Source organism: Aequoribacter fuscus (assembly GCF_009910365.1).
Taxonomy (GTDB): Bacteria; Pseudomonadota; Gammaproteobacteria; order Pseudomonadales; family Halieaceae; genus Aequoribacter; species Aequoribacter fuscus.
In genome coordinates, this window is record NZ_CP036423.1 from 2,016,301 (window position 1) to 2,028,401 (window position 12,101).

At 52.3% G+C, this 12,101-nt stretch carries 10 protein-coding genes; 7 read left to right on the forward strand and 3 right to left on the reverse strand.

Translation table 11 applies throughout. The annotated features are described in order from the left end of the window. Entirely contained in the window at window positions 1-1,542 is a 1,542-nt protein-coding gene (locus EYZ66_RS09055) for an arylsulfatase (protein ID WP_009574643.1), read from the reverse strand. Window positions 1,543-1,708: 166 nt separating this feature from the next. Here EYZ66_RS09055 and yghU point away from each other — a divergent pair, with 166 nt between their 5' ends. Next, window positions 1,709-2,548, forward strand: coding sequence for a glutathione-dependent disulfide-bond oxidoreductase (yghU, locus tag EYZ66_RS09060; RefSeq protein ID WP_009574642.1), 840 nt, complete (start codon window positions 1,709-1,711; stop codon window positions 2,546-2,548). Between the two features lie 9 nt (window positions 2,549-2,557). On the opposite strand, the gene dinB is transcribed toward yghU, so the two are convergent. Then, a complete protein-coding gene (gene dinB, locus EYZ66_RS09065) occupies window positions 2,558-3,691 on the reverse strand; it encodes a DNA polymerase IV (RefSeq protein ID WP_040815894.1) in 1,134 nt (377 codons plus the stop codon). 193 nt (window positions 3,692-3,884) lie between these two features. Between dinB and edd the strand changes: the two genes are divergently transcribed. From edd to pgl, 5 genes are read left to right on the forward strand one after another with little or no spacing between them, the layout of a single operon-like run. Continuing rightward, a complete protein-coding gene (gene edd / locus EYZ66_RS09070; protein WP_160195653.1) occupies window positions 3,885-5,729 on the forward strand; it encodes a phosphogluconate dehydratase in 1,845 nt (614 codons plus the stop codon). 8 nt (window positions 5,730-5,737) lie between these two features. Then, the gene (gene glk / locus EYZ66_RS09075) at window positions 5,738-6,721 is read left to right on the forward strand and encodes a glucokinase (protein ID WP_009574639.1); all 984 of its coding nucleotides are present in this window, start codon (window positions 5,738-5,740) and stop codon (window positions 6,719-6,721) included. After that, on the forward strand, window positions 6,718-7,362 hold the full coding sequence (locus EYZ66_RS09080; RefSeq protein ID WP_009574638.1) for a bifunctional 4-hydroxy-2-oxoglutarate aldolase/2-dehydro-3-deoxy-phosphogluconate aldolase: 645 nt from the start codon (window positions 6,718-6,720) through the stop codon (window positions 7,360-7,362). The genes glk and EYZ66_RS09080 overlap by 4 nt, the downstream gene beginning before the upstream one ends. A gap of 19 nt (window positions 7,363-7,381) precedes the next feature. Next, entirely contained in the window at window positions 7,382-8,830 is a 1,449-nt protein-coding gene (zwf, locus tag EYZ66_RS09085) for a glucose-6-phosphate dehydrogenase (RefSeq protein WP_009574637.1), read from the forward strand. Beyond that, complete coding sequence (gene pgl / locus EYZ66_RS09090) at window positions 8,823-9,521, forward strand: 6-phosphogluconolactonase (protein WP_009574636.1); 699 nt, start codon at window positions 8,823-8,825, stop codon at window positions 9,519-9,521. Before zwf ends, pgl begins: the two co-directional genes overlap by 8 nt. A 461-nt stretch (window positions 9,522-9,982) precedes the next feature. Here pgl and gap read toward each other — a convergent pair whose 3' ends face one another. Further along, a complete protein-coding gene (gene gap / locus EYZ66_RS09095; protein WP_009576228.1) occupies window positions 9,983-11,020 on the reverse strand; it encodes a type I glyceraldehyde-3-phosphate dehydrogenase in 1,038 nt (345 codons plus the stop codon). 223 nt (window positions 11,021-11,243) lie between these two features. On the opposite strand from gap, the gene hexR reads away from it, so the two are divergent. Beyond that, entirely contained in the window at window positions 11,244-12,092 is an 849-nt protein-coding gene (hexR, locus tag EYZ66_RS09100; protein ID WP_009576229.1) for a transcriptional regulator HexR, read from the forward strand. Window positions 12,093-12,101 lie beyond the last annotated feature (9 nt).

The window sequence follows — 12,101 nt, forward strand, 5'->3', positions numbered from 1 at the left end:
TTACTGTCGAGTTTCGCTAAACAGCTTTTCGAGTATCTGATCCACCGTGAATGACGCTGGTCGCTGACGCTGAGGAAACTCTTGGAAGGTCATCAGGAACTTCGTTAGCTCCACCCTCGCGATAGACAATTGCGGCCCTGCGCGGCGGTTCCACCAATCGTTGTAGTTGTTACTATCGACGTCGGCGCGCTCAAAAGGATCGCGTCTCAAGTGATACAACTTTGGAATGCGCAGATGCACAAAGGGTTCGCGCCAAACATCGAACTGTGCGGCGCGCTGCTCGGCGAACAAAGCTTTCCAGTCGCCCACGCGCATGGCCATCAAGTCACCATCGTCGCTCCAGTAGAAGAAGGTTTTGCGCGCCCCTCTCTCACTTTTACCGGTGAGGTGATCGGTGAAATCAAAACCATCGAGATGCACCTTGTAGGGTTTGCCCGTGACACGATTACCCTGACGCAGTTCTTGGACAACATCGGGACGACCCGCTGCATTAGCCAATGTTGGAAACCAATCCAAGTGGGACATCACTTCATTGCTGATGGTGCCGGGTTGAATTTTACCGGGCCAGCGAATCATCGCAGGAACACGAAAACCACCCTCCCAGTTAGTGTTTTTCTCGCCACGGAAAGGCGTGATCGCGGCGTCTGGCCACATGTTATAGTGCGGACCGTTATCCGTGGTGTAGATCACGATCGTATTATCGGCGATACCAAGCTCGTCCAGCTTGTTCAAAAGCTGCCCGACCAACATGTCGTGACCCACCATGGCGTCGTTGTAGAAGCCCTGCCCCGACAACCCCAGCTCTTTTTCGGCGGTGTGGGTGTAGTAATGCATGCGCGTGGAGTTAAACCAGACAAAGAAAGGCTTCTCTTGCTCATGCGCGCGATCAATGAAATTTAGAGACGCATCCAAGAATTCCTCGTCAACAGTCTCCATCCGCTTTTTGGTCAGCGGTCCAGAATCTTCTACTCGGCCATCGGCAAAGCTACGAATTACGCCGCGTGGCGCAAAACGCTTTTGGAACTCTGGATCTTGCGGGTAATCTGGATTTTCGGGCTCTTCCTCTGCATTGAGGTGATACAGGTTTCCAAAAAACTCATCAAAGCCATGATTGGTAGGTAAGAATTTATCTTTGTCGCCTAAATGGTTTTTTCCAAAGTGCGCCGTGACGTAGCCTTGGTCTTGCATAATCGCGCCAAGGGTCACGTCTTCATCCTGAATACCCAGATCGGCACCGGGAATACCCACCTTGGTCAAACCCGTTCGTATCGGACTCTGCCCAGTGATAAAAGCCGAACGCCCTGCGGTGCAGCTCTGCTCGCCGTAGTAGTCGGTAAATTTCATCCCTTCGTTGGCGATACGATCAATATTGGGCGTTCGATAGCCCATCATCCCCATGTTGTAGGTGCTCAGGTTCCAAATCCCCACGTCGTCACCCCAGATCACCAGGATATTGGGCTGTTTGGTTTGAGCCATGGCGCTTGCGCACACACTCATCAGCAGCGCTAAACTTAACGCAAGTCGCCGATTCAATCCTCGCATAATGTGTCCCTTGTCAGCTGTTATCGTTGTCGTGTGGTGTGTCTCGCAAGCAAACACTGGCGCGGACTACGCCACCCATGTAATGTAACAGCTGTTAACATGCCTGTTCGAGTTTTTTTTGAGCTGATTGAACCGAAATACGATTCCACCACACAACGAGGAACCTATGAGTCAAGACATCTACGTCCCGCCTAAAGTTTGGACTTGGGACCAAGGCAATGGCGGCCGCTTTGCCCAAATCAACCGTCCGGTGGCAGGCGCAACGCACGACAAAGCGCTGCCTCGTGGCGAGCATCCGTTTCAGCTACATTCAGTCGGCACGCCCAACGGTCAAAAAGTGACCATTATGCTAGAAGAGCTGCTGGCACTGGGCGTCACAGAGGCAGAATACGATGCGTGGATGATCAACATCCTCGAAGGCGACCAATTCTCGAGTGGCTTTGTTGATATCAACCCCAACTCGAAGATTCCCGCCCTTCTAGATACCAGCACCACCCCACCTACCCGCGTCTTTGAGTCAGGCTCGATCATCCTGTATCTTGCCGAAAAGTTTGGTCACTTTTTGCCGACCGAACCTAGCGCTCGAGCCGAAACGCTCTCGTGGCTATTCTGGCAGATGGCCAGCACCGCATTTCTGGGCGGAGGTTTTGGTCATTTCTATGCCTACGCGCCTGAAAAATACGAGTATCCAATCAATCGTTACGCCATGGAAGTCAAACGGCAACTCGATGTCCTGGACCAAAACCTAGCCACACGAACCTACTTGGCCGGCGACGACTACACCATTGCGGACATCGCGACCTTCCCATGGTATGGCATGCTAGTCATCGGCAACCTGTACTCTGCACAGGAGTTTTTGGATGTGGCAAGTTACAAGAACGTTGAGCGCTGGGCGCGCTTAATCGATTCTCGCCCAGCAGTGCAACGCGGCAAGCGCGTCAATACCATCTGGGGCGACGAAGATCAGCGCTGCTACGAACGCCACAGTGCGGCGGACCTCGACTAGACCTCGATGCTAAAAACCCAGTGGATACTGTGTCGGGTGAGCAACCAAAGCATCCGATACAGCATCTGCACCACTTGCAGCAACCTGCCGAGCTTGGTGCACCAATCCAGACAGCTGTGCGCCCACCAATCGGACTGGCCGACGTAGGGGCCACTCTTTTTGCAGTAAGCCAAGTAGCACCTCGCGTAGCTCTGCCTCCGACCCAAACAAGTGATCTAAACTCATCGCTCGCGTAATTTGCTGAAAATCATTGAACTTTATTTTCAGGGTCGCAGTTTTACCCTGGCAGCCGTTCTTTTGACTGCGCACCCAAACTTCTTCAGCAATCGAAACCACGGCCTCTCGAAGACTCTCGAGCTGACTCAAATCTTCTGGGTAGGTTCGCTCCGCCCCCACCGATTTCCGGATGCGGTTCGGACGCACGGGTCGATGATCGACTCCGCGTGAGGCTTTGTACAAATAGTCAGCAGAACTACCGAAATTTTCGGCTAGAAAAGCCAAGCTGCAAGCGCGAATGTCAGCACCTGTTTGAAGATTAAGACGAGCCATCTTCTCAGCGGTTTTCGGACCAACCCCATAAAAGCGACGTACGGGCAACTGCCCAACAAAAGCCTCGCCCTCATCGGGCAACACCACACACTGACCATTGGGCTTATTCTGGTCTGACGCGATTTTCGCAATAAACTTGTTGTAACTGATACCGGCGCTCGCAGTGAGGTTCAACTCCTCGTATATGGATTTTCGAATCATGTGAGCAATTTTCACTGCGGAGCCGACGCCTCGTTTATCTTGAGTCACGTCAAGGTAAGCCTCATCCAAAGAAAGGGGCTCGATGACATCTGTATAGCGCGAAAATATCTCGCGAATCTGAGCCGAGACACTTCGGTACACATCAAATCGTGCTTTGACAAATATCAAATCAGGACACAAACGCTGCGCGGTAACCGAGGGCATTGCCGATTTAACGCCAAACTTGCGCGCCTCATAACTCGCCGCCGCTACGACACCGCGCAACCGCGCACCGCCCACGGCAATAGGTTTGCCCCGGAGCTCTGGATTATCGCGCTGTTCGACACTCGCATAAAACGCGTCCATGTCGACGTGAATAATCTTGCGCGGCCTATGGTTCGATACGTCAGACAAACTTACACATCACATTGAAAACAATCTATAGGATAAACCCTTGTGGACCTTGGTTCAGCTGAATTTTCAACCGCCGACCATAGAGAACCCAGGGCCGAATTTGTAAAAAAACTACATTAATTACGTAATTCCACTGGAAAACAACCCGTATTTTGTGCTTTTATTACAACAGTACTGAAGGGAAATTAGAGCTATGCATCCTGTCCTTGAACAAGTTACCGCCCAAATACGCGAACGCAGCAAAGCTCTGCGCCAAAATTATTTGGATCGTTTGGACCGCGACGCCAACGAGGCGCCGGATCGTGCGCGCCTCAGCTGTGGCAATCTCGCTCACGGTTTTGCGGCCTGCCAGGAGTCTGACAAACAAACCCTCAAACTCATGGACTCGGTTAACGTAGGCATAGTCACCGCTTACAACGATATGCTGAGCGCCCACCAGCCCTACCAAGGGTATCCCGACATCATTAAAGAGGCCTTGCGTGAGCTCGGGTCAACCGGTCAAGTTGCAGGCGCGACACCTGCGATGTGCGATGGTGTCACGCAGGGACAGGCGGGCATGGAGCTGAGTCTGCTCAGCCGAGATCATATTGCCCAATCCACTGCTGTGGCTTTGTCACATCAAATGTTTGACGCCGCGTTGCTATTGGGAATCTGCGATAAGATCGTGCCGGGACTGCTCATCGGCGCACTACGATTCGGCCACTTACCGGCAATGTTTGTACCTGCAGGCCCAATGCCCACAGGTCTTGCCAACAAAGAGAAACTGCGAATCCGACAACTCTACGCCCAAGGTGAGGTCGGTCGCGACGCATTGTTAGAAGCAGAATCAGCATCCTATCACTCGGCGGGCACCTGCACCTTCTACGGCACGGCGAACAGCAATCAAATGGTACTTGAAGCAATGGGGCTACAATTACCCGGAAGCTCTTTTGTGAACCCAGGCACGGAGTTAAGAGACGCCCTGACACGCTACACAGCTCAGCACATCACCAAAATCTCTGGCAAATCCAAGAACTTCCGTCCTCTGGGTCGAGTTGTCGATGAGCGTGCCGTCGTTAATGGCATTGTTGCTCTGCTCGCGTCCGGTGGGTCAACTAACCACACGATACACCTCATCGCTATGGCGAGAGCCGCTGGCATTATCATCAGCTGGGAAGACATGGACAAACTGTCTCGCGTCACACCGCTTTTAGCCAAGGTTTACCCAAACGGATCGGCTGATATCAATCATTTTCACGCTGCTGGCGGCACTGGCGCTCTGTTCACTGAACTGTTATCGAATGGGTTGATGCATGGCGACGCCCTGACTACCTGGGGCGAGAACTTTGCCGACTTCTGTGTCGAGCCAAAATTAGAGCACGGCCAAATACAGTGGTCACCTGCCCCCAAAACAAGTCTGGATGATTCGGTCATAGGCGCTGTTGCAAAACCGTTTGACCCCGAGGGCGGACTGCGTCAGCTCGATGGCAACATCGGTCGAGCAGTCATCAAAATCTCTGCTGTCGCTCCAGAACACCGCATCGTCAAGGCGCCCGCTGTGGTATTTGACAGTCAACATGCTCTCGAGGCTCGATTTAAAGCAGGTGAACTGAACAAAGATTGTGTGGTCGTGGTTCGCTACCAGGGCCCAAAGGCCAATGGCATGCCTGAACTACACAAACTCACACCCTTTTTGGGGGTTTTACAAGACAAAGGCTTTGCGGTTGCCCTGGTCACGGATGGACGCATGTCGGGAGCTTCAGGCAAAGTCCCCGCCGCCATACACGTTTCGCCGGAAGCTGCGAGCGGAGGCTGGATCGGTCGAATCCAAGACGGCGATCTGATCGAGGTCGACGCGACCAAGGGTACGTTGCAAGTTCATATTGATGAGCTAGAATTCAGCCAACGAATTCAAGCGTCGGCGCCCATCGAAGACGACAACTGCGGCCGTGATTTATTCGCCGCGACCCGCGCCTTGTTGAGCAGTGCGGAAACGGGCGCTACGTTTTTATTTGACGAAGCCACGGCACTCAACGCATTACAGAGCGCTACCGAATAGGGCCTATCATGATGAAAGACTGGAATTTAGTCGCCGATATCGGAGGGACGAACGCCCGCTTCGGTGTGTTTTGTCGCCGGACTCAACAACTGGAAATCACCCACAGCTACGCGGTTGCCGACTACCCGAAATTTGAGGATGCACTGGCACAATTCTTGAACGAAATCGACAGTTTAAAACAACATGAAAAACTGCCGCGGTTTGCATGCCTCGCAGTAGCCTGCGTACCCGACAATGAAATCATTCAGTTCACCAACAGCTCGTGGCGCTTCCAAAAATCGGATATCAGCCACCAACTCGGTGGCGCCGCGCTCGTTGTTATTAATGACTTCGCCGCAGTCGCCTACGCAATCCCAAGCTTGAAAAGCTCTGATTACATTGAAATCGGTGGCCACTCTGCCACTGTCGACAAACCCATTATCGTCTTGGGCCCGGGCACAGGCTTAGGGGTGGCCTCATTAATACCCAACCCTGATTCAGGCTACAGCGTTGTCGGTGGAGAAGGTGGACATGCCGACTTTGCGCCGGTCACACCGCTCGAAATCTCAATCTTGACGGAGCTGCAGAAACGTTATGAGCGCGTATCGATCGAACGATTATTGTCGGGCGCGGGAATCATCAACATTTACGAAGCCATTGCCAACATCAAAGGGCGAGAAGCAAAGTTCGACAGCGCTGCGGCGATAGCGCAAGCGGCAAATGATGGCAGCGACAGCTTGGCCTCGTCAGCCATGAACGCTTTCTTTGCTATCTTAGGATCAACCGCGGGTAATCTCGCCCTGACGCTTGGCGCTATGGGTGGAGTCTACATCGCTGGAGGCATCACGCCACGCTACCCAGAACTTTTGCGAAACAGCGAGTTCCGCGCTCGCTTTGAGGCCAAAGGCCGTTTCAAATCCTACTTACAACCTATTGTCCTGAGAGTCATCACTAAAGATCACCTGGGCTTGCTTGGCGCAGCCGAGCGCCTGAACATTCTGGAGAATTCATGAGCATTAATTACGACTTCATCACGGCGGCACCTGTCGTTCCGGTACTGGTTATCGACGATCTCGACACAGCCATCCCTATGGCCGAGGCACTTGTCGCCGGCGGTCTGCCCGCCTTGGAAATCACTCTGCGCACCGACTGTGCTCTAGACGCCATTGAACGCATTGCCAAAGCGGTACCTAACGCTATCGTCGGTGCGGGCACCGTATGCAACGGTGACCAACTGAGAGCATGCAGGGATCGGGGAGCACAATTCATCGTATCACCGGGCTCTAGCCAATCGATTTTCGATGCGGCAAAAGAAACCGCCCTACCACTGCTGCCGGGCGTCTCTAGCGCCTCAGAAATGATCGCGGCGATGGATGCAGGCTATGAAATTTTAAAGTTTTTCCCAGCTGAGGCCAACGGCGGCGCGAAGGCATTAAAAGCCTATTCGGGCCCCTTCCCCCATGTGAAATTTTGTCCAACAGGCGGAATCTCGCCCAACAATTTGAAAGACTACCTCAGCTTACCCGCCGTCATTGCGGTAGGCGGCTCATGGATCACACCAAAACATGCGATTCAATCCAGAAACTGGGACGCCATTCGACAATTGGCGGCCGAAGCCGTAGTCCTCGCCAGCGATATCGTCGCTGCCGCCTAGGCTAACAAGGAGATCGGCCATGCAACCGACAGATTTGATTATTTTTGGCGCCAGCGGCGACTTGTCCGCGCGTAAATTATTTCCAGCGTTATACCATTTGAGTGGCTGCGAGCTGCTACCCGAGTCGTTTCGTATTGCGGCAGTCGCGCGCGATGACGTCCAGACCGATGCGTTTTTATCAAGATTAAAAGAGCGCATGCAATCCGCCATCAATCATACACATTGGTCGGAAGAGCGATGGACGAAGTTCGCGAGCTACTTTACCTATATCAAAGCGGATTTCAGCGACGCAAAAAATCTAAATGCCTTATCAAAATGGCTGGACGATACGCGAGTCAGCTTGTTCTACTTGGCTACGCCACCGAGTCTATTCGCGCCCATATGCGATAATCTATCCAGTGCAGACTGCCTGACCGGCGATTGTCGCATCGTTTTAGAAAAGCCCATTGGTGAAGACCTAGCAAGTTCAGAGAAGGTAAACGAAACCGTTGGGCGCTACTTCCCAGAAGGCTCAATTTACCGCATTGATCATTATCTCGGTAAAGAAACGGTACAAAACCTGCTGGTATTGCGCTTTGCGAACCGTTTTATCAACGCCCAATGGGATCAAAGTTGCATTGACCACGTACAAATCACAGTCGCTGAAACCGTCGGTATTGAAGGCCGTTGGTCCTACTACGACAAGGTAGGTCAATTGCGAGACATGGTACAAAACCACTTGATGCAGCTCCTATGCTTGGTAGCAATGGAACCACCCAACTCTATGTCCGCTGAAAGTATCCGCGACGAAAAAGTGAAGATCGTAAAAGCGCTTCGTCCTATCGATGTGGATACGGTCGCCGATCACGTTGTTCGAGGGCAATACGGCCAGGGCTGGAGCCAAGGCCTGAGCGTACCGAGCTATACCGAAGAAGAAGGCTGCACCAATCCCGAATCAGATACCGAAACCTTCGTCGCGATCAAAGCACACATTGACAACTGGCGATGGGCCGGCGTGCCGTTCTATTTACGAACCGGAAAACGGCTGCCTGAAAAGATGACCGAAATTGTCATTACCTACAAAAAGCTACCGCACAACATTTTTTCAGGCGGCGACAACATCCCAAATTCATTGGTAATTCGTCTACAGCCCAACGAGGGCATCGAAATGAAAATGGTGGCGAAAAAACAGACGCTGAAAGACAAGCTCGGCCTCGTCACCCACGACCTAAACCTCGATTTCTTGGGGTCGTCCGAGATGAATCGCATTCCAGACGCTTACGAACGTCTCTTCTTAGACGCCATTAACGGCGACCAATCGTTGTTCGTTGGCCGCTCAGAGATCGAAGAAAGCTGGCGCTGGTGCGACACCCTCATTCGCGCTTGCCAATTACAAAACATCCAAGCAAAGCAGTATCACGCGGGCTCCTGGGGCCCAGCAAAAGCAGAGTTGCTGATTGAAAAAGACGGACGTAGCTGGCATGAATGAATGGAACCGATTTGACTCTCGTGCGACTTTAGACCAAGAACTGGCAAGATTCGCGGCACAAACACTGGCGGAGGCTATCGAGACTCGCGGTCATGGCTACTTAGTCGTGTCCGGCGGAAGCACACCCATGGGCTTTTTCCAAACCCTTAGTCAAAACCAGACCCTTGACTGGTCCAAAGTGACCGTCACACTTGCGGACGAGCGTTGGGTTGCACCAGATCACGCCGACAGCAACGAAGCCTTGGTTTATGAGAACTTATTACAGAACGCGGCCACAAGCGCGCAATTTGCATCGCTGTATTCAGGCGATGAGACGCCCGAGATAGGCGCTGCAACACTGGACGCAAAATTCAGTGCCCTGCCTACCTTCGACCTTGTCATTTTGGGAATGGGCGGCGATGCTCATACGGCCTCGCTTTTCCCAAACACGCCGGCCTTAACCCAGGGACTTGATCCGCAAAGCCCACACGCCCTGATTGCGGTGCACCCTGCTACCGCACCGCATGCACGCATCAGCATGACCCTTGCCCGCCTACTTCGAACTCAGAATTTAGTGCTTCACATTACCGGCGCTAACAAGTCCAAGGTATTTGAGCAGGCCATTACGCCAGAAAGTCACGCGACCGATATGCCCATCAGAGCGGTTGCGTTGCAGCAGCAGACACCTCTACAGATTTATTACGCCGACTAAGACCTCGAGGTTCCTTGAGCGGCGGCGTTTATAAGGAAATAGTGCGCCGCGCCATTTCGCTAATGGCGAGGAATCACGGTTATATGCCTTCAACCAGGCTTAATGGATACTGATCCGCTTCCGTCTCGTCATTTATTTTGCTCGCGCCCTCCCGCTAATGCCGACGGCTCAAAAACTCGCACTCGTCTATCGCCTCGTGCTCAGACACTTTTGCCGACAGCCCCGCCAACCGCGCTCGGTCAAAGCAGCGCACTGACTGTTCACAAAACAAATCACGAGTCTGTGCGCTAGCGGCGCACCAAGATTTGATAAGCCGATGGCGATTTGGCGATGTGCGATGTGCGATGTGCGATGTGCGATGTGCGATGTGCGATGTGCGATGAATATAAAAAAAGGGGAGCAGACGCTCCCCTACAAGGTACCAAGACAGACAGGACTCAACATGGGTACCTTAAAAAAACTTAAGCGGCTTGGCTGGTATGCTTACCGTTACTCGCAGAGGCGGCAAACACCAGTGCGTTATCCAGCATACGATTCGAAAAGCCCCACTCGTTGTCATACCATGCAAGCACTTTTACCAAACGGCCATCAACACGAGTGTGATTAGAATCGAAGTTGCTTGAGAAGTTGGTGTGGTTAAAGTCGATCGACACCAGAGGTTGTGCGTTGTAGCTAAGCACGCCGTAGGCGTCTGCATCGGCCGCCTGCTTCATAATCGAATTGATCTCTTCCGCGGTGGTATCACGCGTTGCGACGAAGGTTAAGTCAACCAGAGACACATTTAATGTTGGGACTCGAACCGCCATCCCGTCAAGACGACCGTTGAGTTCAGGAACGACTAAACCAATCGCAGCTGCGGCACCTGTTTTGGTTGGAATCATTGACAGCGCCGCAGCACGCGCGCGGAACGGATCTGAATGGTACGCATCGCTCAGCGATTGATCGTTAGTGTAGGCATGTACCGTGGTCATAAAGCCCTGCTCAATACCAACCGTTTGATGCAAAGGCGCTACTAAAGGTGCCAGACAATTGGTTGTGCAAGAAGCATTCGAGATGATTGTATCCGACGGTTTAATCGTATCGTGGTTGATGCCGTAGACGATCGTGGCATCAAGATCATCGCCCGGTGCAGACAGAATGACGCGCTTGGCTCCCGCATCAATGTGCTTTTGCAAATCAGCGCGGTGGCGAAAAATACCGGTGCATTCGAACACCACATCAACTTCAAGTGACTTCCAGGGTAACTGACTGGGATCACGCTCTGAGCATACCTTGATACGGTCACCGTCAATCACGAGGTGGGAATCGACCACTTGAACTGGGAAGCCAAATCGACCGTGTGCAGTGTCAAACCGCGTGAGATGCGCGTTCATTTCAGCATCGCCCAGATCGTTGATCGCAACGATTTCCATACTGTCACGGAGCTCTGGCCGCTCGTAATAAGCGCGCAAGATATTTCGTCCAATTCGACCGTATCCGTTGATCGCAATCTTAATCATGCTGCCTCCCAAAAACCGTTAAAATGTAGTTTTGTTACACAAATACTGCCCCCAACCCCGATCTCAGTCAATATTTTTTTCTTTTTATTACGAAAAAACGCGTAATTTTTGCAAAAAAACTGTTTTATAGTGTATAAGAAGGCTTAAAAATGTAACTTTGTAACGAGCAAATAATAGAAAAACCGATACCCGCAAGCGGCAGGGCCGATAGAGAGACACCTATATGGAAAATTTACTCGCGACAATATCAACCGCGTTACCGAATCTGAACAAGTCAGAGAAGAAGGTTGCGGCGGTGATTCTTGATGACCCGGAGGCCTCCACTCAGTCGTCAATCGCGACGCTGGCGACCAAGGCAAAGGTCAGCGAACCCAGCGTCAACAGATTCTGCAAGCGTTTTGGCGCTAGCGGATTCCCCGACTTCAAATTAAAGCTCGCCAAGTCCTTAGTGTCAGGCGTTCGCTACGTATCCTCCGCCGTAGAGCTCGAAGACTCATCGGACGAATTCACACCGAAAATTTTTAACAATTCGATTCATGCCCTGAGTTTAGTGCGCGACAGCATCAATCCCGCCTTAGTCGCCAGAGTGGTCGATCAGTTAGTTCAAGCACGTCGCATTTACTTCTTTGGGTTGGGGACCTCAGCAGCAGTGGCAACCGACGCTGAATACAAGTTCTTTCGGTTCAACACTCCGGTATCGTCTCACCATGACCCGCTCATGCAGCGCATGCTGGCATCTGCCGGCGGTGTCGGAGACTTGTTTTTCTGTATCTCACACACCGGCCGCACAAAAACCTTAATCGAAACGGCACAATTGGCTCGTGAAAATGGTGCGACTGTCGTGGGTCTTACAGCACCCAATTCCGCTCTCTCGCAGGCCTGCCAATGGGCCCTGGAGCTGGACGTGCCCGAGGACACCGATGAGTATCTGCCCATGACCTCTCGAATTGTGCACTTAGTAGTGCTAGACGTACTCGCGACCGGTGTCACCCTTCGTAAAGGTGAAGAATTTTTACCGCACCTTGCCCGCATCAAAAATAGTCTTAAACCCACTCGTCTTAGCCAGGATTAACCACAAAGG